Consider the following 24,857-nt stretch of genomic DNA (forward strand, 5'->3'; position numbering starts at 1 on the left):
GCTGTGGATAAGCGGCCCGCCGCCGCCGGCTCCCTGGCGGGCGCGGCGGCGGACCCCTTAACCACAGCTCCTACACCACGCAACGGGACGTGACCCTCGGATCGCCCTCCCAATGGTTCGCTTGCAGGCCGGCCTTGGCCTGCGTGCGGAAATCCGGGCTCGCTCGGCGATCAATGAATGAATGGAGGGGGTCCGGGGGACCACCTTGGTCCCCCGGTGGGGTTTCAAAGGGGCAAAGCCCCTTTCATGCCAACCGGCGATGAGTTCCTCTCATCGCCGCTTGGTATAAATCATTGAATCGAGAGCAGATTCACGCGACCAATCTGACTCGCTTGGCGATTCAGATTGGGCGCGATCTGCTCTAGCCCAACCCGGGCTCCAGCGCCCGGCGCAGCAGGGGCAGGGTGATCGGGCGCTTTTCGGCCAGGGCCAGCCGGTCGGCCGTCTCGGCCAGCCGGCGGGCGGCGGCGAAGCTGCGCTCCATGTGGCCGACCAGATAGCGGACGGCGGCCGGATCCAGGGCCAACTGGCGGTCGGCGAACAGCTTCACCAGCACGGCGGCGAAGAGGGCGTCGTCGGGCGGCTCGATGGTCGCCACCGGGGCCGTGCGCAGGCGCGAATCGAGATCGCGCAGCCCCACCCCCCAGCGGGCCGGGGGCCGGCTGGCGATCAGCAGCAGGTGGCCGCCGGCCTCGCGCAGAAGGTTCCACAGATGCAGCAGGGGGCGCGGCGGGTCCACCCGGTCGGCGTCGTCGAGCACCACCGCCCCGACCTCGGCCAGGGCCAGCGGATCGGCCCCGGGCAGGTCCTTGGGGGCCAGCATGACGGCCCCGCTGCGGGCCGCGAAAACCGCCGCCAGATGGCTCTTGCCCGAGCCCGGCGGGCCGACCACCACCAGCGCCGGCCCGGGCCAGTCGGGCCAGCGGTCGAGCCACGCCAGGGCCGCCCGGTTGGCCGGGGCGACCAGGAAATCGGCCCGATCCAGGGCCGGCCGATGGGGCAGGTCGAGCGGCAGTTGCCGTGGCGCCGGGGTCATGACGGGCCGGCCGAGGGGTCCGTGGGCGGGTCCGCATCGGGCTGCGGCTCGGCCCGCCGCCCGCCCAGATAGAGCGGGCTGGCCATGTACTGGTTCAGCGAAAAGCGGGCCAGCACGCCGATCACCGCCGCCACCGGCACCGCCAGCAGCACCCCGACAAAGCCGAACAGGCTGCCCCCGGCGAGCAGGGCGAACATCACCCACACCGGGTGCAGGCCGACCTTGTCGCCGACCAGCTTGGGGGTCAGGAAGTTGCCCTCGACCGCCTGCCCGGTGGCGAAAATGGCCGCCACGATGGCCACCGGCACGATCTCGCCCCACTGGGCGATGGCCAGCCCGAGGCTGACCGCGCCGCCGAGCAGACTGCCCAGATAGGGCACGAAGCTGATCAGCCCGGCTCCCAGGCCGACCACCAGCCCCAGTTCCAGCCCGGCCAGCGACAGCCCCACGGCGTAGAACACGCCAAGCGCCAGACAGACCGTCGCCTGACCGCGCACGAAACCGGCCAGGGTGGTGTCGATGGCCCGGAACTGGGCGCGGATGGTCTCGGCGTGGGCCCGCGGCAGCCAATCGTCGATGACCGCCACCATGCGGTCCCAGTCGCGCAGCAGGTAGAAGGCCACCACCGGCGTGATGACCAGCAGCGAGACCAGATTGAGCAACGCCACGCCGCCGCTCAAAACCCGGCCCAGCACCTTGCCCAGCCAGTTCACGGCGCTGCCCAGGTGCTCGCCGGCCGACTCCTGCCAGCGCGCCACCTCGGCCGCCGGCAGACGGGCCAGAACGTCGCGGAACAGCGGCTCCAGGCGGGTCTGGAGGGCTTCCACGTAATCGGGCAGCCCCTCGACGAAGCGCACCACCTGGGCCTGGAGCACCGGGACCAGAAACACCAGCAGGACCACCAGCACGACCACGAAGCCCAGCGTGATGACCACCGTCGCGGCCAGCCGCGACAGCCGACGACGCTCCAGCCAGTCGGCCACCGGATCGAGGAAATAGGCCACCGCCGCCCCGGCCACGAAGGGCAGCAGGACCGAACTCATGACATAGATCAGGAACAGGAAAAGCCCCGTTCCCACCAACCAGAACTGGGCCTGTCGCGCCGGGCTCATGGCTCCCCACTTGCTTGGTCAAACAGCGTTGGCCGGCCCCCGGCCCTCCGCCAAGTCACCCTGGCGGACTCCCCCCCCAAGGCGGGACGGGGTCAGTTGGCGGCCGGCGGTGTGGCGTTCAGGGTCCGCGCCTCGGCCCGCTCGCGGGTGGCCAGGATCCAGTAGTCGCCATCCTTCATCAGGTCGAGGTCGTTCTGCCGCATGGCCTGGGTCAGGTCCATGGGCTCGCCCCGATAGTACAGGGTGAGTTGGGCCCGGTCGGGAGTCAGCGCCTGAAGCTGGACATAATCGACCCGGGCCATGGCGTCGAGCCGCTGGCGCAGGGTCAGCCATTCCTCGAAGCCGTCGACCTGGGCCAGCGCGGTCAACTGGTTGCCCTGGGCCGGATCGATCAGGTTGCGCGCCTTCCAGGCGGCGGCCAGCTGCCCGATCAGGACGCCGGCGACGTCTTCCATGGCCTGGGCGGGGTCGTCGCCGAGCGGCCGTTCGGTGCTCACCGGCCCGGCCAGGAAGCGCGGCCCCTCGGCGCGGGCGATCAGCGCCCCGCCGGCCGCCTGGGCGCGGGCGATCAGCACCTGACTGGCCTCGTAGCGTTCGGCCAGGGCGGCCAGGGCCTCGGCCTCGCCGGCCGCCGCCTGTTCGGGGCTCAGGGTGGCCAGATCGGTCAGGTCGCCGAACGGCACCACCAGGGGAATGAAGCCGCCGCGCCCGGCGCTTTGGGCCAGCCACGCCTGACGCCACGGGTTGGGGGTGGGTTCGTCCCACAGGACCCAGGCGGCATCGGGCCCCGGCTGGTACAGCGGCACCACCAGCAGCGGCGGGCTGGCCGCCTTGACGAAGGGCAACCCGGCCATGCGCAGGCGCTGCGCGATGGCCTCGGGATCGAAGCTGACGGTCAGCTCGGCGATATAACGCACATCCGAGGTCTTCTCGTCGGCGATGGAGAAGTCGCGCACCATGTCGACCACCTCGCCGGGCTCGGGCAGCGGCAGGCGCTCATGGTCGGCCGGCCGGGTCAGGCGCGCCATCAGGACCCGGGCGGCCTCGGCCTGTCCCTCGGCGATGGCGCGCTGGCGGGCCTCGCCCACGTCATCGGCGGTGACATCGACGGTGATCCCGCCGACCGTGAACAGCTCGCCGCTGGCCCGCGCCGCGCCGGATGCCAGCAGCAGGCCAAGGACCACGGCCAGCCCCGCCAGGAGGCTCAGCGCCCGCCGGCCAACCGTTGCATTCGCCCCGGGTTGGGCTATTCTCGCCGCCGCCCGCCGGCCCACGCGCGCCGCCGGCCAAGCGGGCACTCCCGATCCCATTTTGCGTGGTGAGGCCACCATTTCCACCCCTGAAGACTCCGCACGAAAGGCCACCACCGCCGCCGGTCTCGACTACCGGCAGGCGGGGGTCAACATTGACGCAGGCAACGCCCTGGTGCAAGCCATCAAGCCGCTGACCCGGGCCACCCGCCGGCCCGGCGCCGAGGCCGACCTGGGCGGCTTCGGCGGCCTGTTCGATCTGGCCGGGGCGGGCTTTTCCGACCCCATCCTGGTCGCCGCCACCGATGGCGTGGGCACCAAGCTGAAGCTGGCCATCGCCGCCGGTCGGCATACCGGCGTGGGCATCGATCTGGTCGCCATGTGCGTCAACGATCTGGTGGTCCAGGGGGCCGAGCCGTTGTTCTTCCTCGACTACTACGCCACCTCGCGCCTCGAGGTGGAGACGGCGCGCCAGGTGGTGAGCGGCATCGCCGAGGGCTGCAAGCTGGCCGGCTGCGCCCTGATCGGCGGCGAGACGGCGGAGATGCCCGGCCTCTACGGGGCCGGCGACTACGATCTGGCCGGCTTCTCGGTCGGCGCGGCGGAGCGTGGCCGGCTGCTTGACGGCAGCACGGTCAGGGCCGGCGACGTGCTCCTTGGGCTGGCCTCGGACGGCCTCCATTCCAACGGCTTCTCGCTGGTCCGCAAGGTCATCGAGCGGGCCGGCCTGGGGCTGTCCGACCCCGCCCCCTTCGCCCCCGAAACCTCGCTCGGCGAGGCCCTGCTCACGCCGACCCGGATCTATGTCCGCTCCTGTCTGGCCGCCGTGCGGGCCGGTCAGGTGAAGGCCCTGGCCCACATCACCGGCGGCGGCTTCCCCGAGAACATCCCCCGGGTCCTGCCCGACGGCCTGGGGGTCAGCCTGGACGTCGAGTCCCTGGCCCCGCTGCCCCCGGTCTTCGCGTGGCTGAAAGAGGCCGGCGGCATCGCCCCGGCGGAGATGGCGCGCACCTTCAACTGCGGCATCGGCATGGTCGCCGTGGTGGCGCCCGATCAGGTGGACGCCTGTCTCGCCACCCTGGCCGACCACGGCGAGGCGGCGCGCCCCATCGGCCGCGTGGTCGAGGTGGCGGGCGATGCCCCGCGGGTCGAGATGGCCGGCCTGGACGTCGCCTGGGGCATCCGCTGATGGCCCCCGACACCCGCCGCCGCGTCGCCATCCTGGTTTCCGGCCGGGGCTCCAACATGGATGCCTTGCTGAAAGCCGCCGCCGACCCCGCTTTCCCGGCCCGCGTCGTGCTGGTACTGAGCAACCGCCCGAACGCCCCGGCCCTGGACAAGGCCCGCGCCGCCGGCGTGCCCACCGAGGTGCTGGACCACACCACCTTCGACAGCCGCGAGGCCTTCGATCAGGCCCTCGACGAACGCCTGCGGGCGGCCCAGGTGGAGTTGGTCTGTCTGGCCGGCTTCCTGCGTCTGCTCACCGAACGCTTCGTCGATTCCTGGGAAAACCGGCTGATCAACATCCACCCCTCGCTGTTGCCCGCCTTCAAGGGCCTGCACACCCACGAGCGGGCCCTGGAGACCGGGGTGCGGGTGCACGGCTGCACCGTCCACTTCCTGCGCCCGGCGATGGACGAGGGCCCGATCATCGCCCAGGCCGCTGTCGCCGTGCTGCCCGACGACACCGCGGAAAGTCTGGGCGCCCGGGTGCTGGAGGCGGAGCACCAACTGTTCCCGCTGGCCTTGCGACTGGTCGCCGAGGGCCGCGCCCGGGTGCGCGGCGAACGGGTCGACCTGACCGACACCCCGACCCGCACCGACACCTTCCTCAATCCCCCCGTGGGGTGAGGGACACGCCGGCAAGGCAAAGGGGCGCTGCCCCTTTGATCCCCGCTGGGGAGGCCGGGGGGCCTCCCCAGACCCCACCATGAGTCAAAACCCCACCGAGGGGGGCAAGCCCCCCTCGGTGGGGTTTTAAGTCACGGCGGGGGTCCGGGGGGGCCCCTGGTCCCCCCGGCGGGGGTCAAGGGGGCGGCGCCCCCTTGCCTTGCCGACGCGTCGCTCACTCCTCGTCGGGATCGAGGGAGTCATCGGGGATGCGGTAGGTCTCGGTCAGCCAGTGTCCGAGGTCCACCTCGGCGCAGCGTTGCGAGCAGAAGGGACGGTATCTGGGCACCACCGGCTTGCCGCACAGGGGGCACGCCTTGGGGGCGACGCGGACCGCTTCCGGGGGCTGGCTCATGGGGTCTCTCCCCGGGGATGGAGGGGGGGATGGCGGCGCGGCCGGGTCAGCTCGACCAGTCCGAGCCGGGTGCGGCCGGCGAGATGGGGCCGGGCCGGGTCGTCGGCAAGGCCCTTTTCCAGGGTCTTGAGGGCGCCGCCCAGGCCGCCGGCGCGCCCCTGGCCGGCCCCGATGAAGTCGATCACCACCCGCCCGGCCAGATGGCGCAGGCGCAATTGGCGGGGGATTTCCGCCGCCGCCGCCCGGTTGACCGCCGCCGGCCCCCGGGCATCGGCGGCGCTGTCCACGTCGATGGCGACCAGCGCGGCGGTCGGCTCGATGGCCAGCCGTCCGCCGCCGGGCAGGGCGACCAGGGGCGCCGCCAGCTCGGCCCACGGCTCGGCCAGACCGGCCTCGACCAGCGGATCGCCGGTCGGCAGGTGGCGCACCTCGGCGGCGGCGCCGATGGCCTCGGCCCAGGTGCGCAGACGGGTGGCCAGCGGCCCGTCATCGACCAGCACCTCAAGGGGCTCCTCGGCGTGGGCGGCGATCAGCTGCTCGGCCGGGTGGACCAGAACCACCGGGGCGCGGCCCGGCTCGGCGGCCTGCCAGCGGCGACGCAACAGGTCGGCCTCGGCCGGCGGACCGTCCACCGTGGCGGTGCCGTCGGCGGCGATGGACAGGGTGGCGGCACGCCCCCTTATGATGATCGACCGGGCCACCCGACACTGCTTGTCGCCGTGCGCCGAGGCCCGCACCTGGACCAGCATCCGGCTGCCCTGGCTGGGCAGCGGCGGCGCCTCGGCCTCGCGTTTGAGCATCGCCTGAAGCCCGCCGGGCAGATCGAGAAAAACCCCGCCGCCCCCCGGCACGGGAGGGCCCAGGCGGGCTTCCACGATGCTGTCGACGCCGCCCAGCGCCGGGCGCCAGGGCACCGTTTCCAGCAGCCGCCCGCCGGCCGCGCCGAGGCCGATGTCGGCGCCGCCCTCTTTCCCGCCCTGGGCGACGCGCCGGCGCACCGCCAGGCTAAGGGCGGCCATCGTCACCCCGCCACAGCCGCACCCCCAGCCCGCCCAGCATCTGGGCGGTGTCGAACAGCGACAGGCCGATGACGTTGGACGGTGAGCCCAGAACATCGGCGACCAGCGCCGCCGCGCGGCCCTGAAGGGCGTAGCCGCCGGCCTTGCCGTGCCATTCGCCCGAGGCCAGATAGCCGGCGATCTCCGCCCCGTCGAGCACCTTGAAGCGGACCACCGTCTGCACCACCCGGCCCCGGCAGGTGCCGTCCGGCGCGATCACGCAGAGGCCGCCGAAGACCCGGTGCCGGCGCCCGGAGAGCATCTCAAGACAGCGCCGGGCGGTCGCCGCGTCCTCGGCCTTGGGCAGGATGCGCCGGCCGCAGGCGACCACCGTGTCGGCGGCCAGGACCAGGGCGCCGGCGGCCTCCGGCCGGGCGGCCACGGCGCGCGCCTTGGCTTCGGCCAGACGCGCCGCGTGGGGGCGTGGCAACTCGCCGGGCAGCGGCGTCTCGTCCACATCGGCCGGGATCACGGCGTCGGGGATCAGGCCGATCTGGGCCAACAGGTCGCGCCGCCGGGGCGACGCCGAGGCCAGGATCAGGCGCGGGGTGGAGTGTGGATCGGGCACGGCAGGGGGACTCTCGTGTTGGTCATGGCCGCCACACCTACCCCGCCCCCCGGGCAAACTCAAGGTCGCCGCCGGGGCAAACCCACGCGCCCCGCCGGGGCGGGGGAGCGGCGCCGCTCAGAGCAGGCCCATCTGGGCCAGCGAGCAGTGGCCGCTGCGGGCGATGATGAGGTGGTCGTGCACGGTCATGCCCAGGCCCTTGGCCACCGTCTTCACCTCGCGCGTCATGTCGACATCGGCCACCGAGGGGGTGGGGTCGCCGGAGGGGTGGTTGTGGACCAGGACCAGGGCCGAGGCGCGCAACTCCAGGGCCCGCTTGCAGACCTCGCGCGGGTACAGCGGGGTGTGGTCGATCGTGCCGCGCTGCTGCACCTCGTCGGCGATCAGGCGGTGGCGGCGGTCGAGGAAGAGGACCCGGAACTCCTCCTCGCCGCGCCGCGCCATGGCGGCGTGGCAGTAGTCGATCAGGGCCTCCCAGGAGGCGATCACCGGACGCTCGCTGATCTCGCGGCGGAGCAGGCGGCGGGCCGATTCCTCGGCCGTCTTGAGGGCCACCACCCCGGCCTCGCCGAGGCCCTTGACGGTCATCAGGTCGGCCGGCGCGGCGGCGATCACCTCGGCGAAGCTGCCGAAGCGGGCCAACAGGTCCTTGGCCAGGGGCTTCACGTCACCGCGCGGCTGGGCCAGGAACAGCAGCAGTTCCAGCAGCTCGTAGTCGGGCAGGGCGTCGGGGCCGCCATCCAGGAAGCGTTGGCGCAGACGCTGGCGGTGGCCGGTGTAGTGCGGCCGCCCGGACCGTTCCCCGGCCGCCGGATCGGGGGCCGGCCGACCGGCGTCCCGTTCGGCCAGGCCGGGCCGGCCCGGGGTCGGGTCGTCATCGCCCATGGTGTCCGCCCCGCTCAGGCGGCGGCGTCCTGGTAGGGCGGGCAGTGCCAGCCCTTGGGCGACAGGGTGAAGATCTCGACCCCGGTCTCGGTCACCCCCACGGTGTGCTCGAACTGGGCCGACAGCGAGCGGTCGCGGGTCACCGCCGTCCAGCCGTCTTCCAGGATCTTGGTTTCGGCGACGCCGGCGTTGATCATCGGCTCGACGGTGAAGATCATGCCCGGCTCAAGGACCAGCCCCTCGCCCGGGAAGCCGTAGTGCAGCACGCTGGGCGGGCAGTGGAAGACCCGCCCGACGCCGTGGCCGCAGAAGTCGCGCACCACCGAATAGCGGGCCCCCTCGGCCAGGGTCTGGATGGTGTGGCCGAGATCGCCCAGGGTGACCCCGGGGCGGATCATCTCGATGCCGGCCATCATCGCCTGGTAGGTGATCTCGACCAGCTTCTTGGCCTTCACCTTGGGCTTGCCGACATAGAACATGCGGCTGGTGTCGCCATGCCAGCCGTCAACGATGGGGGTGACGTCGACATTGATGATGTCGCCATCCTTCAGCACCTTGTCGCCCGGGATGCCGTGGCACACCACATGGTTGGCCGAGGTGCAGCAGGAGGCCGGAAAGCCCTTGTAGCCCAGGGTCGCCGCCTTGGCGCCGTGCCGCGCCATGAACTCGGCGCACAGCCGGTCGATCTCGCCGGTGGTGATGCCGGGGCGGATGGCGGGGGCGATGTAGTCCAGCGTCTCGGCGGCCAGCCGTCCGGCCCGGCGCATCGCCTCAAAGGCCGCCGCGTCGTGACGGATGACCTGGTCGGAGGGATGGGCGGTGGTGTCCTGCACGCCTTGACTGCCTTTTTCCTGAAGCGACTCGGGGAATAACTCGGGGAATACCCTGGCCCGACGGCTCAGCCCACGGGCAGCGGTCGGGAAAGGACGATCATATCGGGTTTGACCGTGCATGCATAGGCGATGGCCTCGACGCCGGCCGCCCGGGCCTCGGTCAAGGCCCTCAGATAGGCCGGATCGATGTCCTCGGCAACCTGGAAGCGGTGGCAGTCGTCGCGCTGCACCAGATAGACCATCACCGCCCGCTCGCCGGCCGCCACCCGGTCGGCCAGCTCGGCCAGATGCTTGGCCCCGCGCGCCGTGACCGCGTCGGGGAACAGGGCGGCGCGCCCCTCCCCCGTGCCGCGGGCCAGGGTGACGTTCTTCACCTCCACATAGCACGGCGGCCGGCCACTCCCCGACAGCAGCACGTCGATGCGGCTGTTCTTGCCATAGCGCACCTCGCGCCGGGTTTCGGGATAGCCGGCCAACTCCGGGATGGCGCCCTCGGCGGCCGCCTCGGCGACCAGCCGGTTGGGGTGGCCGGTGTTGACCCCGACCAGGGTGCCGTCGGCCTCGACGATTTCCAGGGTGAACTTCAGCTTGCGGGTGGGGGAGTCGGCCGGGCTCAGCCAGACCCGGCTGCCCGGATCGCTGACCCCCATCATCGAGCCCGAGTTGGGGGTGTGGGCGGTCACCTCGCGGCCATCCTCCAGCACCACGTCGGCCATGAAGCGCTTGTAGCGGCGGACCAGCCGGCCGGGCAGCAGGGGGGTGTCGAAACGCATGGGCAACCTACTCCGGCGGGGTGGTGGGACAGACGGCGCCCTCCAGCGCCTCGGCCAGCGGCATCTGGCCGCTGCCCCGGGGCGCCGGGCGCGGCTGGTCGGGGTGGGGGGCCCAGGCGGTCAGGGTCAACCATTCGACGGTCGCCGTGACCCGGCCGGTGTCGTCTTCATGCGCCGCCTGATAGGCGGCGAGTGCCGCCCCCAGGGTGCCCCGCCGGAGCGGCCTGCGGCGGCGCTCATGCATAAGGTTGCTCTGGCCCAGGGCGCGCGCCTCGGCCATCAGGGCGAGCGGCGAGGAATAGCTGAGGGTGACCGGTTCGCGGTCGGCCACCGGCAGGGCAAGCCCGGCCCGGGCCAGCAGATCGCCGGCGTCGCGCACGTCCAGCATCGGGTGGACGCGCGGGCTCAAGCCCCCCTCCTCGGCGATTTCCGCTTCGCCCAGGGCGGCCCGCAACTCGCCCAGGGTGGCCCCGCCCAGCACCCCGGCCAGGAACAACCCGTCCGGAGCCAGCAGGCGGCGCACCTGGGCCAGGGTGCCGGGCAGATCGTTGACCAGCCCCAGCGACAGGCTGGAGATGACCAGATCGAAGCTTTCCGGGGCGAAGGGCAGGGCTTCCTCGTCGGCGATGACGGTCAGCGCCCCCGGCACGGCGGCCGCCGCCCGCGCCGCCATGGCGGCCGAGAGGTCACACTGGACCAGCCGCTCGACCCCGGGGCGGCCGATCAGCCGGCGCCCCAGGCGGCCATCATGGCAGCCCAGGTCAAGCACCCGGGGAAAGCGCCGGGTGGTGTCGTCCAGGCGGTCGATCAGCCGCTCGGCGGCGGCTTCCAGCAGATCGCCGGCGATCTCCAGGCGCGGCGCGGCGCGGTCGCGGCGGTGGCGCAGCAGGGCGCGGTCGAACAGGCGGGGCGGGCTCATGGCGGCCTATATGGCATCCCCGGACGGCGGGGGGAAGAGAGCCGCCTTGACAGACCCCCGCCGCCCGGCGCCCCATGATCCCACCATGCCCGCCCCGCCCCTGCCCGACTCCCCGGCCCGCCGCCTGGGCCGACAGATCACCGGCCGCCTGCTCGACCTGCTGTGGCCGCCGCGCTGTCTGGCCTGCCGGGCCCCGGTGGCCAGCCCGCACACCCTGTGCGCCGCCTGCTTCGCCGAGCTGACCCTGATCGCCCCGCCGCTGTGCGCCGCCTGCGGCCTGCCCTTCGCCAGCCCCGCCGAGGCCTGGCCTCCAGTTGTCAGCGGCGAGGCCCTGTGCGAGGATTGCCGACTCCACCGCCCGCCCTGGGGCCGGGCCCGCGCCGCCCTGCTCTACGACACCGCCAGCCGGGGCCTGGTGCTGGCCCTGAAGCACGCCGACCGCACCGAGCTGGCCGCCGGCCTGGCCGCCTGGATGGCCCGCGCCGGGGCCGAACCATTGGCCGAGGCCGAGCTGATCGTCCCCGTGCCGCTGCATCGCGGCCGACTGTTCCGGCGCGGCTACAACCAGGCCGCCCTGCTCGCCGCCCATCTCGCCCGGCGCGGCGGCCTGCCCTGGCGCGACGCCCTGATCCGCACCCGCCCCACCCCGACCCAGCGCGGCGCCGACCGCCGCCAGCGCCGCCGGAACGTGGCCGACGCCTTCGCCGTGCGCCGGCCGGAACTGGTCGCCGGCCGCCGCCTGCTGCTGGTCGACGACGTGATGACCAGCGGCGCCACCGCCGAGGCCGCCACCCGCGCCCTGCTGCGCGCCGGGGCGGCCTCGGTCGACGTGCTGACCCTGGCCCGCGTGCCGCCGCCCGGACATGGCAAGACCGACGACACCTTCGATCCCGATGCCCCGTGGATCGACCCATGATAGACTGAGGACATGACTCTGGTTTTCGACGCCGCGCCGGGAGTCGAGATCACCCTCGCCCTGCCGCTGGGCGGCTGGGGGCTGGGTCTGCTCGCCCTGGCCTCGGCCGGGCTGCTCGGACTGGGCCTGTGGCGACGGGCCCGGGGCAGTGGATGGCGGGCCGTCGCCGCCGGGGTCCTGCTGCTCGCCCTGGCCGAGCCGCGCCTGCTGGTCGAGCAACGCCAGCCGCTGCCCGACATCGCCCTGCTGCTGGTCGACGCCAGCCCAAGCCAGCAGGTGGCCAACCGGCCCGAAGTCACCGCCGCCGCCCGCGCCGCCCTGCTTGAGCGGCTGGCCGCCCTGCCCGACCTGGAAACCCGCCTCGTGACCTTTGGCGAGGCGGGCGACGGAACCAACCTCGGCCCGGCCCTGGAGGGCGCCCTGGACGACATCCCGGCCGACCGCCTGTCGGCCGTGCTGGTGCTTTCCGACGGCCGGCTGCACGACCTGGACGACCCCGCCACCGGCCCGGCCCTGACCGATCGCCTCGCCGACCGCCTGGGCGAGGCGCCCCTGCACCTGCTGCTGAGCGGCCGCCCCGACGAGCGCGACCGCCGGCTGACCCTGACCGACGTCCCGGCCTACGGACTGGTCGGCGAGACGGTCAGCCTGTCCCTGGGACTGGCGGTGGACGGCCCGGACGCCCCCACCCAGCCGGTGGCGGTGACCGTCGAGGTGCCCGGCCAGCCGCCGCGCCAACTGGACCTCGTCCCCGGCCAGCCCCGCCCGGTCCGCCTCGCCCTCGACCACCCCGGCCCGACCGTGCTCGCCGCCCGCCTGCCCGCCGCCGAGGGCGAGCTGTCGGCCCTCAACAACCGCGTCGCCGCCACCGTCGAGGCGGTGCGGCCGCGCCTGCGGGTGCTGCTGGTCTCCGGCCAGCCGCACCCCGGCACCCGCATCTGGCGCACCCTGCTGAAGGCCGACCCGGCGGTCGATCTGGTCCACTTCACCATCCTGCGGCCGCTCGACAAGGACGATGCCACGCCGCTCGACGAACTGGCCCTGATCGCCTTCCCGGTGCGCGAGCTGTTCGAGGCCCGGCTGGCCGATTTCGATCTGGTCATCCTCGACCGCACCGGGGTGGGCAGCCGGGTGCCCGACCGCTACCTGGGCAATCTGGCCGACCACGTGCGCCAGGGCGGCGGCCTGCTGGTGGTCGCCGGGCCCGGACTGGCCCGCCTGCCGGCCCTGCCCCTGCAACCGATCCTGCCGGTAGAACTGTCCGGCGAGGTGGCCGAGGCCCCCTTCCGTCCGGCCCTGACCGGGACCGGCCGCCGCCACCCGGTGACCGCCGCCCTGGCCGCCGAGGCCACCACCGGCGCCCCCAATTGGGGCCAGTGGGTGCGCCACCTGCCCGGCCGGCCGCGCGCCGGCGTCACCCTGATGCACGGCCCCGCCGACACCCCGTTGCTGCAACTGGCCCATGTGGAAAAGGGTCGGGTCGCCATGCTGCTGTCGGACAGCGGCTGGCTGTGGGCCAAGGGCATCGACGGCGGCGGCCCCCACCAGCCGCTGGTGCGCCGACTCGCCCACTGGCTGATGGGCGAACCCGCCCTGGCCGAGAACGCCCTCTCGGCCGAGATCGCCGGCGGCCGACTGACCGTCACCCGGCGCGCCCTGAGCGATCCCACCGCCCGGCCGCTGACCGTCATCGCCCCGGACGGCCGCGAAAGCCACCTCGCCCTGACCGACCAGGGCGACGGCCGGGCGACCGCCAGCCAACCCGCCGAGGCCCCGGGCCTGTACACCGTGCGCGATCCCGCCGGACCGCCGGAAGCCCGCCTCGCCTTCGCCGCCCCACCCCCGGAGGCGCTGAAGGAAACCGCTCAACTGACCGCCACCGCCCAGGCCGCCGCCCCGCTGGTCGAGGCGACCCGGGGCACCACCGTCTGGCTGGGCGACGACGCGGCCAACCCCACCCTGCCCACGCCGCGACGCACCACCGCCAACCCCGACACCCTGGCCCTGCCCCGCCGCGACGCCCACCAGACCACCGGCCTGACCCACCAAGCCCTGATGCCCGCCCCCCTGGCCCTGACCCTGATCACCCTCGCCCTGCTCACGGCCTGGCTGCGTGAACGCGCCTGAGCCAGAGCGCGCAAGGTCAAAGGGGCGCCGCCCCTTTGAAATCCCCGCTGGGGAGGCCGGAAGGCCTCCCCAGACCCCACCATGAGTCAAAGCCGTGAAGAGGGGGGTATCCGAGCGCGCGCGCTCGGATACCCCCCTCTTCACGGCTTTAAGTCGCGGCGGGGGTCCGGGGGGACCCCCGGTCCCCCCGGCGGGGGTTCCAAGGGGGCAGCGCCCCCTTGGCGTTGCCCGCCCCGGCTCAGTCGAGGTTCATGCAGTTGGCGTAGAAGGTGGTGGTGGCCGGCCAGTCGGAGAACACGCCGACCACGCCGATGTCCTGGGCCAGGACGTTCAGCAGGTCGAGGGTGTCGCTGTCGCGGTCGGTGACCTTCTCGATCGACTGGAAGTACCAGCCGCCACCGCTGGCCAGCGGGCCGGAGCGTTCCAGGGTCCAGGTGATCAGCTTCAGGCCGGCCTTCTTGGCCGCCTTGGCGTAGGGCGAGGGGACGATCTTGCCGTCCTTCTCGGTGACCAGGAAGTACAGCGGCGGGGCGAGATAGTTGACGCCCTTGTCGGCCAGTTCCTGCATCGAGGGCTGCCAGGTCTTTTCGTCCATCGGATCGAAGCCTTCGATGTCGTAGCGGCCATCCAGGTAGACCGCCTGTTTGCCGAACTCGGGGTAGGTCTCGATCCAGTAGAGCACGTCATCCAGGTTGAAGGACTGGGCGAAGACCCGCTTGGGGTCGATGCCGGCGGCCTTGTACTCCTCGATCATCTGGGCCGCGTAGTCGTGCTGGCTGTAGCCGCCGTCGAACGGCATGTCGACGCTGGGGCCCTTCAGCTCGGGGGTGAACTTGCGGCCCATGCCGTCGATCAGGGCGATGCTCTGGGCGTGGGTCACCACCGTGCCCGGGCTGTAGAGGTCGGTGCGCCAGCCGGCGGTGGCATCCATGTAGGCCTCGGCCGTGGTGGCGTCGGGGTTGGCGGCGTCCATCTTGCCGTTCAGGCTCATGAACTCGTCCAGGGTCAGGTCGCTGGTGCAGCAGGTGGCCGAGGCCTTGGTGCCCTTGGCCGGGTCGGCCGGGGTGAACGGCTGCGAGCATTTGGCGGCCAGCTCGGGGCGGGCCAGGATGTCGGTGGTGGTCGCCAGATCGCATTGCGAGTGGCGGCAGACCAGCTGCTTGTCCTTGGTGAAGGTGACGTCGCACTCGATGATGCCGGCGCCCTGGCGGCCCGCCGCCAGGTAGCTCTCGCGGGTGTGCTCGGGGAACTGCATGGCCGCGCCACGGTGGCCGATGGAGAAGTCACGCGCCGTGAAGGGACCGGTGCAGGCGGCCAGCTTGTCCTTCAGCTTGCCGGCCGGCAGGTCGTCGACCAGGAACATCGGGCGCGGACCGATCTGGGCGTCATCGGCGGCCAGGGCGGGGGAAAGCGGGGTGGCCAGGGCCAGCACGGCGAGGCCGACGCCGGCGGTCAGGCAGCGGGTGATGGGGCGCATCTTCACGGAACTCCTTGTCGGTGGAACGCCAACGGACGAGGTGGGACAGAACCGCCAGTTTGCCGACGCGACGTTCCAGAAGGATGACCGATACGCGAAATGTGGATGACAGGTGCGGGCGGGCGGCCATGGCCTCAGGGGTCGAGGGTCAGGATCTCGCCACCCGGCGGCTGGGTATAGGTCGCCCCGACCAGCCGCGCCCCCTCGGCGTGCGAGGCCCGCTCGGCCGGCCAGCACCATACGGCGCCGGTGCGCTCGCAGACGATTCGGCGCACCGCCTGGTGCGGCGAATTACGGATCATCGCCACCAGTTCGGCCGGCGACGGATCACGCACGGCGCCGATGCGGGCCGCGCCAGCCTCGGGCGTGGCGTCGCCGGGCGGCCCGATCATGGCCAGGGTGCGGGCGTCGCGCTGGCCGTCGCACAGCCCCTCCAGCGCCGCCGCGAAGCGGGCCCTGTCCTGGTCGCTGTCGGCGGCGGCCTCGAACAGGGTCAGGCAGGAGGCCAGCTTGAGATGATCGGGAAAGCCGAAGATGTGGGCCGCCGGACGGCCGTGGTGGGGCGCCAGCGCCGCCACGCACTGGCGCAGGCGCTGGCCAAGCAGCGGATGGGCCAGATAGGCCCGCGCCTCGTCAAGCCCGCGCAGGCCGAAGTGATACGAGGTGGCGCTGCGCCCCAGCCCGGCCAGTTGGGGAAAGACGAACCACATCCAGTGGCTTTGCTTGCGCCCGGCCTTCAGCTCGGCCAAGGCGTTCTGGAAAACGCCGTCCTGGGCGGCGACAAAGCGGGCCAGCGGGTCGTCGGGAGGGGGCATGGCGCACTCCTGGGGAAAGAACCCCGAAGCAAGGAATTTGACCTGGAAGCTGGCTCTCTTCCCATATCCGGCGCCCAGGAGGGCGGGCAATTCCGGCTGCCGCCCAATTCCGTTCAGCCATTCCTGAGAAAAATCCGAAGAGCAACATATAGTTGCCACACCCCGGAGCGCCACCGTACCCTCATTCCTGAATCGCCCAACCCAGACAATTTTCACATGGATTCGCAGGAGAAATGGGGGATGAGCACGTTCGACAGTACCAAGAAACCCTTACCGGAGGTCGTCCGCGAGATAACGGAAGGTAACCTGCAACTCCCCGATTTCCAAAGGGGCTGGGTATGGGACGATCACCACGTTCGGTCACTCCTAGTCAGCGTCGCGCGCTCCTTCCCCGTTGGTGCGGTGATGCTCCTGGAAACCGGTGGCGACGTTCGGTTTCAGGTACGCCCCATTGAAAACGTGACATTTGCGAACGGCACCCCGGACCCCGAACGGCTGATCCTCGATGGTCAGCAACGCCTCACCTCTCTGACCCAAGTCTTGGCTCTGGAAAGCCCCGTCAAGACTTTTGATGAGAAAGGAAATCCGATTGAGCGCCACTACTATATCGACATCGAATCGGCGCTTGACGATGAAAGACTGGAAAATGCGTTCGTCTCCGTAGAGCCTGATAGAAAAATTAAATCAAACTTCGGAAGAAAAATTGACCTGGACTTGTCAGACAGGCAAAAAGAGTGCGAAGAATTTCACTTCCCATGCAACCAGATACTAAATTCAGACTCCTGGGAGGAAAGCCTTCAGGAGTACGCACCAGAAAAGTTCCCAAGATACATGGAGTTCCGCCGGAAAGTGCTAAACGCCTTCCGCAGCTATCAACTCCCGATCATCGCCCTTGGAAAGACGACAAGCAAGGAAGCCGTCTGCCTGGTTTTCGAGAAGGTGAATACGGGCGGCGTTTCATTGTCGGTGTTTGAACTGGTCACCGCCAGCTTCGCCGCTGAGAACTTCAATCTACGTGACGACTGGTTCGGCAGCAATCTGCGGGATGTCGAAGGCCGACAGCAGCGCCTCAAGGCTGAGCCAGTACTCCAAACCATTGAGCCAGCCGATTTCCTTCAAGCCATCAGCCTTCTTCGGACCCACGAGAAGCGGCAACAAGACATCGCCGCCGGCAAAACCGGCAAAGCGGTTTCCCCGGTCAGCGCCAAGCGGTCTGCCCTGCTTTCCCTCACCTTGGCCGATTACAAAAGATGGGCGGATGATGTCGAAAAGGGCTTCGGGCTTGCCGCCAAGTTCCTCAGAAAAGAGTGCATTTTCAAATCTCGCGACCTGCCCTATCGAACCCAGGTGGTGCCCCTGGCCGCCGCCCTGACGCACTTGAAGGAGCGTTGGCTGGAGCCAAGGATCCATGACAAGCTCTGCCAATGGTACTGGTGTGGCATCCTTGGTGAGCTCTATGGCGGCGCCGTGGAGACACGGATTGCCAACGATCTTGATGAACTTCTGGCTTGGATCGACAGCTCGGGTGAACCGCCACGAACGATCAGCGACGCCGCGTTCCAACCCGACCGCTTGACCACATTGCGAATGCGCGTCAGCGCAGCCTACAAAGGCCTGCATGTCCTTCTCATGCGGGAAGGGGCCAAGGATTTCTTCTGGAAATCAACCATACAGGACCTGGATCAGGAAGAAATAAACCTGGACATACACCACATATTTCCAATCAAATGGTGCAATGAGCATTCTAAAGAACCGTCTTTATACAACTCAATAATAAACAAGACACCCATATCCTACAAGGCGAACAGGATGATAGGCGGCAAATCTCCATCTTCATACCTGAACGCCATACAAAAACACAAAAACGTATCACTATCAGACGAAGAAATGAATGATATATTGCGGTCTCATCACATACAACCGGACACCTTGAGAGCCGATGACTTTGATTCTTTCTACAGCGCTCGAAAAGAAGAACTCCTAAAAATTATAGAATCTGCAATGGGAAAGAAGCCTGAGGGCACGACACACGACCAGCCCTGAGATTTCTCGCCCCCCAGCCACAAAAAAAGCCGCGGTTGCCCGCGGCTTTTTCAAGGGTTGGTCGGAGTGAGAGGATTCGAACCTCCGGCCCCTGCCTCCCGAAGACAGTGCTCTACCAGGCTGAGCTACACTCCGCCAAGGGCTTGCCATGGCCAAGCCATGGTCCGGCGGGTTTCGGGACCCCGTCCGGGAGGCCGCTTATAGCGCCTAAGATCGGCCGACGCAAGGGCACCTGAAAGGGCTTTTTCGCGTGCCCCCTCAGCCCTTTTTGCCGCCCCGGCGCTCGGCGGCCCGGCTTTCCGCAAGGCCCGAGTCGGCGGCGTGGATGGGGTCCTCCTTGCCGGTCACCGCGTGGCGCAGGCGGCGCACCCCGACAAAGACCAGCCCGGCCACCACGGGCAGCCCGACAAACACCCCGATCTCGGCCTTGAAGGGCAGCAGCCCGGCCGCCTCGGCGCCCTTCAGGGCGTAGGCGACAAGGCCCATCAGGTAGTAGCTGATGGCGACCACCGACAATCCCTCGACCGTCTGCTGCAGGCGGATCTGCACGGCGACCCGGCGGCTCATGGTTTCCAGCAGGTCGCGGTTGCCTTCCTCCAGGGCGATGTCGACCCGGGTGCGCAGCATGGCGCCGGCCCGGGTCAGACGCTCCGACAGCGCCTCCATGCGCTGGGCGGTGCTCTGGCAGGTGTGCATGGCCGGGGCGAAGCGGCGGTTCATGAACTCGGCCACCGTCTGCAGGCCGGGGATGCGGGTTTCGCGAAGGTCCTCGATGCGCCGGGTGACGATGCGGTGATAGGCCTCCGAGGCGGCGAAGCGGAAGCCCACCTGCGAGGCCATTTCCTCGGCCTCGGCGGCGAGCCCGGTGAGGCGGGCGAGCAGAGCGCGGTCGGCCTCGGTGTCGCGGCTGCCCCGGCGGTCGCTGTCGGCGAGGCGGGTGATGACCTCGGCCACCCCGGCCTCCAGGCAGGCGATGCGCGGCAACAGGTCCTTGGCCAGGGGCAGGGCGATCAGCGACAGCATGCGATAGGTCTCGATCTCCATCATGCGCTGCATCAGGCGCCCGGCCTGACCCGGGGTCATGGTTTTCGAGCTCATCAGGATGCGGGTGAAGCCGTCCGGGCCGAGTTGGAAATCGGTCCACACCGAGCCGCCCCCGCCGCCGACCAGGCTGCCGGCGGCGCGCCCGCCGGGAAACACCCGAAGGGCGCTTTGGTTGGTCCGCCCCGGGCCTTCCAGCACCAGATGCACGGCCGAGATCATCTCGCCGGGCAGGCCGGCCAGCCAGCCGGGCGGCACCAGATCGAGCGCCGTCTCGGCGAACGGCGCGCGCTCGCCGTTATCGGGCAGCGGATCGAAGCGGTAGAAGGTGTAGGTGGAGAACTCGGTGTGGCGCTCCCAGCGCAGCCGGAAGCCGCCGCTTTCGGTGGCGAAATCGTCGACGAAGAACAGGGCGTCCGGTTCCGGCGGCTCGACCGCGCACAGCCGGCACAGATCGGCCAGCCGGGCGCGGTCCTCGGCGGCCGGGCGCTCGCCACTGATCAGCGCCAGATGCGAGGCGCGCACCGGCGCCGCCAACTGCTGGAAGGGGCGGGCGTGCACCTCGCCGGCCAGGAGGTGGCGCAGGGGATAGTCCTCGGGCAGCGGGCGCGCCGGGGTCGGCGCCGGGGTCGGCGACGGAGCGTCGGTCATCAACAGGGTCCTGATGGTGGGATGGGACGGGAGGCGGCCGGGGTGGCCGGCGGGCATGGATCGGCGTTGGCGGGCCAGCCTGGCGAAAGAGCTTTGATGAATCGGTTCTGGCGGGCCGGCCTTACAGGTCCTTGGTCGGCGAGAAGAACACCACCTGCCCCCGGCCCTGCCGCTTGCCTCGATACATGGCAGCATCGGCCAGCCGCAGCAAGGCCTTGCCGTCCGGCGCGTGGATCGGGAAGCAGGCCACGCCGACGGTGGCCCCCAGGTGGATCGCCTGTCCGCCCAGGCTGAACGGGGCCTGGATCGCCTCGATGATCTTATCGCCGACCCGCTGGACGGCGGCCCGTTCGGCCACCCCCTCGACCACCACCACGAACTCGTCGCCGCCGATGCGGGCCAAGTGGTCGCTTTCGCGCACCGCCCGGCTCAGGCGCTGGGCGACCTCGCGCAGCAGGTGGTCGCCCTCGGCGTGGCCGTGCTGGTCGTTGATCTGCTTGAAGCCGTCCAGATCGATGAACAGCACCGCCAGTTGGCTGTCGATGCGCCGGGCCCGCGAGATGGCGGCGCCCAGCGAATCGGCCAGATGGGCCCGGTTGGCCAGCCCGGTCAGCGGATCGCGCACGGCCAGGCGGCGCAACTCATCCTCCAGGGTCTTGCGCGCCGTCATGTCGCGGGCGATGCCCTCGATGCCGATCACCTCGCCGTGCAGGGCGCGCCGGAAAAAGGCGTTGGTGGACAGCCACAGGGTGCGCCCGGAGCGATGGCGCATGGCGGTTTCCAGGTTGCTCACCTTGCCGCCCTGGGCCTTCACGGTGCGCATCACCCGGTCGCGGTCGCTCTGGTCCAGGTAGAAATCGGCCAGGGGCCGGCCGAGCACCGCCGCCGGCGGATAGCCGAGAATGGCCTCGACCGAGGGCGAAACGCGGGTGACCACGCCGTTGACGTCGGTGCGAAAGAAGATGTCGGGGATGGAATCGATGATGTTCTGCAGGTCGCGCTCGCGCTCGGCCACCTCGTCCAGGGCCCGCTGCAGCACGCTCATGTCCTTGATGGTGCCGAACACCCGGGTCTCGCCGTCGGTCTGGATGGGGGTGCCGATGCTCAGTATCACCGAAATCCGGTCGCGGCCGTTGGCGTGGACCAGCTCGAAGGGATAGCGGTCGGGCACCTCCTCGCCGGCCAGCCGGCGGCGGTGGCGGTCGCGGACCAGTTGCCGCCACTCCGGAGCGATCATGGCGTCCATGGCCATGCCGATCATGTCCTCCGGGGTCAGGCCGACCATCGCCGCCATGGTCGGATTGACGTAGACGATGCGCTGGTTGGACAGCACCACCACGCCGTCCTGGATGTTGGCCAGAACGGCCTCTGCATCGGCCAGTGGCAGGGGCGGATGGGACACGGAGGCGGACCTGGCGGGGGGGAGCGGGGCGGGGGCGGAGCGGCCTGGGGAGTATCGCACCATCCCCGGGGCCACTCAACCGCAACGATCCCTGAGGCCCGGCGCCAGTCTACCAGCGGAAGGCGGGGATGGCGGCCAGCGGCCACAGGTCGAAGCGCTCGGCCAGGGCGAGGGCCTTGGCGGGATCGGGCGACGTGCCGTGACTGATGCCCAACTCGGCGGCGTGGATGCCGCCGGTGCACCAGATGGCGGCCAGCCCGGCCGCCTGGGCGCCCTTGACGTCGGTCTCGAAGGCGTCGCCGACCACCGCCACCCGCTCGGCCGGCAGCCCCAAAAGGTCCAGACACTGGGCGTAGATGGCCGGGTCGGGCTTGCCGCGATAGATCACCTGGCCGTCCAACTCCTGATAGCGGCGGGCCAGGGCGCCGGCACAGACCACCGGCCGCCCGGCGCGGATCACCACCTGATCCGGGTTGGCGCAGACCATGGGCAGACGGCGCGCCGCGCCGGCCTGCAACCGCTCCTCGTAGTCGGCCACCGTCTCGTCGAACGACCACGGCCCGGTGTTGAGGATGAAATCGGCCGTTTCCAGCGGCGCTTCCTGGTAGCCCTCGAGGTCCTCGAACAGGTTGCGGTCGCGGGGCGGGCCCAGGTGGTAAAGCCGGCGACCCAGGGCCTTGAAGGCCGCATCGGTGGGCGCCGACAGCTCGCGATACACCGCCTCGCCGGACGACAGCACGGCGTGATAGAGGTCTTCGGGAATGCCGAAGTCGGCCAACTGGCGGACCAGTTCGCCGGCCCGGCGCGGCGCGTTGGACAGCATCACCGCCCGCCGGCCGGACCGCTGCACCGCCTTCAGGGTGGCGGCGGCGTCCGGATAAGCGTTGTGGCCGTCGTGGATGACCCCCCACAGGTCGAGGATGAGGCCGTCGAAACCGTCAAGCAGGCCCCCGATGCCAGGGCACACGGGAAGGGTGGCTGAACCGCGGGACATGGGGGCTCCGTCTGTGAGGCCGGCCGGAGGGGGCCGATGGGGGACCGGGATCAGGCCGCCGAATGCACGATGGCGTCCAGCTCGCCGGCCGCCTCCAGGGCCATCAGTTCGTCGCAGCCGCCCAGGTGGCGGTCGCCGGCGAAGATCTGCGGCACGGTGCGCCCGCCCTTGGCCCGCTCGACCATCTCGGCGAACAGCGCGTCGTCGCCGGTCACGTCGAGGACGCGGTACTGGAGCCCCTTCTTCTTCAGCAGCTTCTCCGCCCGATAGCAGAACGGGCAGGTGGGGCGCAGGTAGATGTCGATGGGGGTGTGGCTCATGGCAGGGGGCCCAGTGGAAGTTTGGGATGGAGGATAAGGTGGAAACGCAACGCGGCCGGGCCCCATCATCAAGGACCCGGCCGGCGCGCACTATGGACCGAGGTCGGCCGGCGGATCAAGCCGCCGCATGGAAGCCGACCCGCCCGGTCCGTTCGGTTCAGGCGGCCTGATTGAGGTTGGCCAGCATGGTGTCGGCGTCGCTGACCTTGAACGGGTCGCCGGGGGCGTTCATGTCCTCGACGAACATGCGCTCGATGACGCCGTCCTTGACCAGCATGGAATAGCGCCAGGAGCGCTTGCCGAAGCCCAGCTGCGCCTTGTCGACCAGCAGGCCCATGCCGTCGCTGAACTCGCCGTTGCCGTCGGGGATCATCTTCACCTCGTCGTCCACGCCCTGGTCCTTGGCCCAGGCGTTCATGACGAAGCTGTCGTTGACCGACAGGCAGTAGATGTCGTCCACGCCGGCCGCCTTCAGGGCCTCGCTGCGGGCCATGTAGCCCGGCAGATGGGTCGACGAGCAGGTCGGGGTGAAGGCCCCGGGCAGGGCGAAGACAACCACCGTCTTGCCCTTGAAGATCTCGTCGGTGGTCAGATCGACCCACTCGCCGTCCTTGCGGACGCGAAAGGTACAGCTGGGCACGTTGTCACCGGGCTTTTTCATGAAACTCCCTCCTGAAATCCTGGGTGAATAGAAGGTTTGGCGAACCTGTCGGCAAACCGGAAGTCAAACCTGTCGGCGCCTGTTCAGCCCCGCCTTGATCCGTCGGGCAACGCCCAAGGTCATGCTGCGGTGCGTCATCGCGCCTGCAAGAGACAACCTAGTGAGCATCTTGGAAAGGTTCTAACTGAAAATTCCACTCAGGAAAATCGGAAATACCGATCCGAGCCCGCCATCACGGACACCAACACGCCGGCGGAGGTCAACCGGCGGCCTTCTGGTCCCGCCCCGGCCACCGCTTGCGGATCGAGCGTTTCAGGCGTTCCCAGCGGCGGTTCCTGCGCCAGCGCAGGCCCGCTTCCACGGCGGCGCGCGCCCCCTCCGACAGGCTGTAGGCGTCGAGCACCGCCTCGGCCTCGGGCGGCAGGTCGTGGGCCAGGATGGCCATGCCCGAGGCGGTGGCCTCAAGCAGGCGCGGCATCTGCCCGGCCGCCGCGCCGACGGCCGCCATCCCGGGTTCCAGGCCGCAATTCCTGACATCGTGGAACAGCACCGCCCCGGGGCGGGCCAGGAAGGGCGCCACCGCCCGCCAGTCCTTTTCCACCTGCTCGACGGTATGCAGGCCATCGACGAACACGAGGTCGAGGCCATCGGGAAAGTGCTCGGCCATCAGCGCCGGCACCGCCTGGGGCGAAAAGCCCTTCACGGCGCGCACGTGCAGCCCCAGTTCGTGGGCCATGTCCTCGGTCAGCGAGAGGCCTTCCTCGGAAAACGGATCGAGCCCGGCGTCCAGGGCGACCAGACGCGCCCCGTGCGGCGCCGCCAGCCCCAGGGCCAGGGCGCTCCAGCCGAACGAATTGCCGATGACCAGGATGCGCCGGGCCGGCCAGGCGGCCAAAAGATGCTCAAGGAAGATCACCTCGCCCAGGGCGATGCCCAGACCGTTGGTGACGCTTTGGCCGTCCTTGACCAGCCAGGTGAAGGGGGCCAGATCGAAGCCGTCCCAGTGCGCCGGATTGAGGCCGCTGGCGATCTCGTAGCCGCGCGCCCGATAGGCCGCCAACAATCTCGGAAGCAACGTCACCCAACCCTCCCCAACCTGGAACCGTCTCTGGATGGTCCCCATCATGCGCCGACGCCGCGCCCCTCTCAAGGGGCGCGGTTACAGAAGGCGGCCACTGGGGAGGCCTCCGGCCTCCCCAGACTCAAAAGGGGCGGTTGCCGAAGGCGACCGCTGGGGAGGCCTCCGGCCTCCCCAGACTCAAAAGGGTCGGTTGCCGAAGGCGACCGGGGCAGCCCGGAAACGGGCCGCGACAGGGGACGGTGACGGGATGGGGCGGGGGCGCGCCCGGCCGGCCTCAGGCCGAGGCGGCCAGACGGCGGCGGGCCTCGCGGATGACCGCTTCCACGCTGACCACGGCAACGCCATCGCTGGCCATGCGGCGCCGCACGATGGGGTCGTTCAGCACCTCGTTCAGGGTGGGTTCGTGATTGCCGGCATAGAGATCGGCATCCGGGCGATCAGCGGCGGGCCGGGCGTCCGGGACCGTGGCGGCATTGGCGGCGGATGTCATGTCAGCCCCTCCTCGACCAAATAATTATTAGGAAACCATAATGTTGCGGCGCATCCACCGTGGGTTGGGCAAGAAGCACCAACCCACGCCTTACGATATAGGACGGATTTGGTCCGTTGCCAACCCCCAAACCGACGTCGCATGACATTTCACCCGATCC

At 70.4% G+C, this 24,857-nt stretch carries 24 protein-coding genes and 1 tRNA gene; 5 read left to right on the top strand and 20 right to left on the bottom strand.

Features of this window, described 5'->3' with window-relative positions; all coding sequences use genetic code 11:
* Nucleotides 1-361: 361 nt before the first annotated feature.
* The 3 genes from BLR95_RS03070 to BLR95_RS15975 form a co-directional block, all read right to left on the bottom strand.
* Nucleotides 362-1,036, bottom strand: a complete 675-nt coding sequence (locus BLR95_RS03070) for an HdaA/DnaA family protein (RefSeq protein WP_092615297.1) — start codon at nucleotides 1,034-1,036, stop codon at nucleotides 362-364.
* On the bottom strand, nucleotides 1,033-2,148 hold the full coding sequence (locus tag BLR95_RS03075) for an AI-2E family transporter (protein WP_092615300.1): 1,116 nt from the start codon (nucleotides 2,146-2,148) through the stop codon (nucleotides 1,033-1,035). The genes BLR95_RS03070 and BLR95_RS03075 overlap by 4 nt, the downstream gene beginning before the upstream one ends.
* A gap of 92 nt (nucleotides 2,149-2,240) precedes the next feature.
* Entirely contained in the window at nucleotides 2,241-3,332 is a 1,092-nt protein-coding gene (locus BLR95_RS15975) for a DUF2066 domain-containing protein (protein ID WP_245689219.1), read from the bottom strand.
* Between the two features lie 145 nt (nucleotides 3,333-3,477).
* Between BLR95_RS15975 and purM the strand changes: the two genes are divergently transcribed.
* Nucleotides 3,478-4,587, top strand: coding sequence for a phosphoribosylformylglycinamidine cyclo-ligase (gene purM, locus BLR95_RS03085; protein WP_245689259.1), 1,110 nt, complete (start codon nucleotides 3,478-3,480; stop codon nucleotides 4,585-4,587).
* A complete protein-coding gene (purN, locus tag BLR95_RS03090) occupies nucleotides 4,587-5,249 on the top strand; it encodes a phosphoribosylglycinamide formyltransferase (protein WP_092615306.1) in 663 nt (220 codons plus the stop codon). Before purM ends, purN begins: the two co-directional genes overlap by 1 nt.
* 214 nt (nucleotides 5,250-5,463) lie before the next feature.
* Here the strand turns inward: purN and BLR95_RS03095 are convergent, their stop codons facing one another.
* The 7 genes from BLR95_RS03095 to BLR95_RS03125 form a co-directional block, all read right to left on the bottom strand.
* Nucleotides 5,464-5,643: a DNA gyrase inhibitor YacG gene (locus BLR95_RS03095; RefSeq protein ID WP_092615309.1), complete on the bottom strand. Its 180-nt coding sequence runs from the start codon at nucleotides 5,641-5,643 to the stop codon at nucleotides 5,464-5,466.
* Nucleotides 5,640-6,662: a ribonuclease E/G gene (locus tag BLR95_RS03100; RefSeq protein WP_176787574.1), complete on the bottom strand. Its 1,023-nt coding sequence runs from the start codon at nucleotides 6,660-6,662 to the stop codon at nucleotides 5,640-5,642. The genes BLR95_RS03095 and BLR95_RS03100 overlap by 4 nt, the downstream gene beginning before the upstream one ends.
* A complete protein-coding gene (locus BLR95_RS03105) occupies nucleotides 6,649-7,269 on the bottom strand; it encodes a Maf family protein (RefSeq protein WP_092615315.1) in 621 nt (206 codons plus the stop codon). The genes BLR95_RS03100 and BLR95_RS03105 overlap by 14 nt, the downstream gene beginning before the upstream one ends.
* 117 nt (nucleotides 7,270-7,386) lie before the next feature.
* On the bottom strand, nucleotides 7,387-8,154 hold the full coding sequence (gene radC / locus BLR95_RS03110; RefSeq protein ID WP_092615318.1) for a RadC family protein: 768 nt from the start codon (nucleotides 8,152-8,154) through the stop codon (nucleotides 7,387-7,389).
* A gap of 14 nt (nucleotides 8,155-8,168) precedes the next feature.
* Nucleotides 8,169-8,921: a type I methionyl aminopeptidase gene (map, locus tag BLR95_RS03115; protein ID WP_092616437.1), complete on the bottom strand. Its 753-nt coding sequence runs from the start codon at nucleotides 8,919-8,921 to the stop codon at nucleotides 8,169-8,171.
* A 131-nt stretch (nucleotides 8,922-9,052) separates the two neighbouring features.
* Nucleotides 9,053-9,760 carry a DNA/RNA nuclease SfsA gene (gene sfsA / locus BLR95_RS03120; RefSeq protein WP_092615321.1) on the bottom strand — a complete coding sequence of 236 codons (708 nt, stop codon included), beginning with the start codon at nucleotides 9,758-9,760 and terminating at the stop codon, nucleotides 9,053-9,055.
* A gap of 7 nt (nucleotides 9,761-9,767) precedes the next feature.
* Nucleotides 9,768-10,679 carry a methyltransferase domain-containing protein gene (locus BLR95_RS03125; protein WP_092615324.1) on the bottom strand — a complete coding sequence of 304 codons (912 nt, stop codon included), beginning with the start codon at nucleotides 10,677-10,679 and terminating at the stop codon, nucleotides 9,768-9,770.
* An 85-nt stretch (nucleotides 10,680-10,764) separates the two neighbouring features.
* Here BLR95_RS03125 and BLR95_RS03130 point away from each other — a divergent pair, with 85 nt between their 5' ends.
* Nucleotides 10,765-11,595 (top strand): ComF family protein, encoded by an 831-nt coding sequence (locus tag BLR95_RS03130; protein ID WP_092615327.1) that lies wholly within the window; start codon nucleotides 10,765-10,767, stop codon nucleotides 11,593-11,595.
* Nucleotides 11,596-11,607: 12 nt separating this feature from the next.
* Complete coding sequence (locus BLR95_RS03135) at nucleotides 11,608-13,722, top strand: hypothetical protein (RefSeq protein ID WP_092615330.1); 2,115 nt, start codon at nucleotides 11,608-11,610, stop codon at nucleotides 13,720-13,722.
* 238 nt (nucleotides 13,723-13,960) lie between these two features.
* On the opposite strand, the gene BLR95_RS03140 is transcribed toward BLR95_RS03135, so the two are convergent.
* Nucleotides 13,961-15,199 (bottom strand): glycerophosphodiester phosphodiesterase family protein, encoded by a 1,239-nt coding sequence (locus tag BLR95_RS03140; RefSeq protein ID WP_092615333.1) that lies wholly within the window; start codon nucleotides 15,197-15,199, stop codon nucleotides 13,961-13,963.
* A gap of 134 nt (nucleotides 15,200-15,333) precedes the next feature.
* Nucleotides 15,334-16,014, bottom strand: coding sequence for a DUF1810 domain-containing protein (locus tag BLR95_RS03145; protein WP_092615336.1), 681 nt, complete (start codon nucleotides 16,012-16,014; stop codon nucleotides 15,334-15,336).
* Nucleotides 16,015-16,254: 240 nt separating this feature from the next.
* Here BLR95_RS03145 and BLR95_RS03150 point away from each other — a divergent pair, with 240 nt between their 5' ends.
* Nucleotides 16,255-18,057 carry a GmrSD restriction endonuclease domain-containing protein gene (locus BLR95_RS03150; RefSeq protein WP_092615338.1) on the top strand — a complete coding sequence of 601 codons (1,803 nt, stop codon included), beginning with the start codon at nucleotides 16,255-16,257 and terminating at the stop codon, nucleotides 18,055-18,057.
* Nucleotides 18,058-18,115: 58 nt separating this feature from the next.
* Here BLR95_RS03150 and BLR95_RS03155 read toward each other — a convergent pair.
* From BLR95_RS03155 to BLR95_RS03190, 8 genes are all read right to left on the bottom strand, one after another.
* Nucleotides 18,116-18,192 (bottom strand) — tRNA-Pro (locus tag BLR95_RS03155).
* A 123-nt stretch (nucleotides 18,193-18,315) separates the two neighbouring features.
* Nucleotides 18,316-19,749, bottom strand: coding sequence for a DUF3422 family protein (locus BLR95_RS03160; RefSeq protein WP_092615341.1), 1,434 nt, complete (start codon nucleotides 19,747-19,749; stop codon nucleotides 18,316-18,318).
* 121 nt (nucleotides 19,750-19,870) lie between these two features.
* Nucleotides 19,871-21,151 (bottom strand): GGDEF domain-containing protein, encoded by a 1,281-nt coding sequence (locus tag BLR95_RS03165; RefSeq protein ID WP_176787576.1) that lies wholly within the window; start codon nucleotides 21,149-21,151, stop codon nucleotides 19,871-19,873.
* A gap of 109 nt (nucleotides 21,152-21,260) precedes the next feature.
* Nucleotides 21,261-22,145, bottom strand: a complete 885-nt coding sequence (locus BLR95_RS03170; RefSeq protein ID WP_092615346.1) for a TIGR01459 family HAD-type hydrolase — start codon at nucleotides 22,143-22,145, stop codon at nucleotides 21,261-21,263.
* Between the two features lie 50 nt (nucleotides 22,146-22,195).
* Entirely contained in the window at nucleotides 22,196-22,465 is a 270-nt protein-coding gene (gene grxC, locus BLR95_RS03175; protein WP_092615349.1) for a glutaredoxin 3, read from the bottom strand.
* A gap of 157 nt (nucleotides 22,466-22,622) precedes the next feature.
* Complete coding sequence (locus BLR95_RS03180) at nucleotides 22,623-23,126, bottom strand: peroxiredoxin (RefSeq protein ID WP_092615351.1); 504 nt, start codon at nucleotides 23,124-23,126, stop codon at nucleotides 22,623-22,625.
* 259 nt (nucleotides 23,127-23,385) lie between these two features.
* The gene (locus tag BLR95_RS03185; RefSeq protein WP_176787578.1) at nucleotides 23,386-24,207 is read right to left on the bottom strand and encodes a class I SAM-dependent methyltransferase; all 822 of its coding nucleotides are present in this window, start codon (nucleotides 24,205-24,207) and stop codon (nucleotides 23,386-23,388) included.
* A 274-nt stretch (nucleotides 24,208-24,481) separates the two neighbouring features.
* Nucleotides 24,482-24,697, bottom strand: coding sequence for a hypothetical protein (locus BLR95_RS03190; protein ID WP_092615357.1), 216 nt, complete (start codon nucleotides 24,695-24,697; stop codon nucleotides 24,482-24,484).
* Between the last annotated feature and the right edge of the window lie 160 nt (nucleotides 24,698-24,857).

The organism is Roseospirillum parvum, assembly GCF_900100455.1.
In the GTDB taxonomy this organism is placed as follows: Bacteria; Pseudomonadota; Alphaproteobacteria; order Rhodospirillales; family Rhodospirillaceae; genus Roseospirillum; species Roseospirillum parvum.

Excerpts from the sequence above, each read along its gene's own strand:
- sfsA (WP_092615321.1), bottom strand. The coding sequence starts at position 9,760 with ATGCGTTTCGACACCCCCCTGCTGCCCGGCCGGCTGGTCCGCCGCTAC.
- BLR95_RS03190 (WP_092615357.1), bottom strand. The coding sequence starts at position 24,697 with ATGACATCCGCCGCCAATGCCGCCACGGTCCCGGACGCCCGGCCCGCC.
- BLR95_RS03180 (WP_092615351.1), bottom strand. The coding sequence starts at position 23,126 with ATGAAAAAGCCCGGTGACAACGTGCCCAGCTGTACCTTTCGCGTCCGC.
- BLR95_RS03170 (WP_092615346.1), bottom strand. The coding sequence starts at position 22,145 with ATGTCCCGCGGTTCAGCCACCCTTCCCGTGTGCCCTGGCATCGGGGGC.
- grxC (WP_092615349.1), bottom strand. The coding sequence starts at position 22,465 with ATGAGCCACACCCCCATCGACATCTACCTGCGCCCCACCTGCCCGTTC.
- purN (WP_092615306.1), top strand. The coding sequence starts at position 4,587 with ATGGCCCCCGACACCCGCCGCCGCGTCGCCATCCTGGTTTCCGGCCGG.
- BLR95_RS03095 (WP_092615309.1), bottom strand. The coding sequence starts at position 5,643 with ATGAGCCAGCCCCCGGAAGCGGTCCGCGTCGCCCCCAAGGCGTGCCCC.
- BLR95_RS03070 (WP_092615297.1), bottom strand. The coding sequence starts at position 1,036 with ATGACCCCGGCGCCACGGCAACTGCCGCTCGACCTGCCCCATCGGCCG.
- BLR95_RS03125 (WP_092615324.1), bottom strand. The coding sequence starts at position 10,679 with ATGAGCCCGCCCCGCCTGTTCGACCGCGCCCTGCTGCGCCACCGCCGC.
- map (WP_092616437.1), bottom strand. The coding sequence starts at position 8,921 with ATGCGCCGGGCCGGACGGCTGGCCGCCGAGACGCTGGACTACATCGCC.
- BLR95_RS03140 (WP_092615333.1), bottom strand. The coding sequence starts at position 15,199 with ATGCGCCCCATCACCCGCTGCCTGACCGCCGGCGTCGGCCTCGCCGTG.
- BLR95_RS03160 (WP_092615341.1), bottom strand. The coding sequence starts at position 19,749 with ATGACCGACGCTCCGTCGCCGACCCCGGCGCCGACCCCGGCGCGCCCG.
- radC (WP_092615318.1), bottom strand. The coding sequence starts at position 8,154 with ATGGGCGATGACGACCCGACCCCGGGCCGGCCCGGCCTGGCCGAACGG.
- BLR95_RS03135 (WP_092615330.1), top strand. The coding sequence starts at position 11,608 with ATGACTCTGGTTTTCGACGCCGCGCCGGGAGTCGAGATCACCCTCGCC.
- BLR95_RS03100 (WP_176787574.1), bottom strand. The coding sequence starts at position 6,662 with ATGGCCGCCCTTAGCCTGGCGGTGCGCCGGCGCGTCGCCCAGGGCGGG.
- BLR95_RS03145 (WP_092615336.1), bottom strand. The coding sequence starts at position 16,014 with ATGCCCCCTCCCGACGACCCGCTGGCCCGCTTTGTCGCCGCCCAGGAC.
- BLR95_RS03075 (WP_092615300.1), bottom strand. The coding sequence starts at position 2,148 with ATGAGCCCGGCGCGACAGGCCCAGTTCTGGTTGGTGGGAACGGGGCTT.
- BLR95_RS03130 (WP_092615327.1), top strand. The coding sequence starts at position 10,765 with ATGCCCGCCCCGCCCCTGCCCGACTCCCCGGCCCGCCGCCTGGGCCGA.
- BLR95_RS03150 (WP_092615338.1), top strand. The coding sequence starts at position 16,255 with ATGAGCACGTTCGACAGTACCAAGAAACCCTTACCGGAGGTCGTCCGC.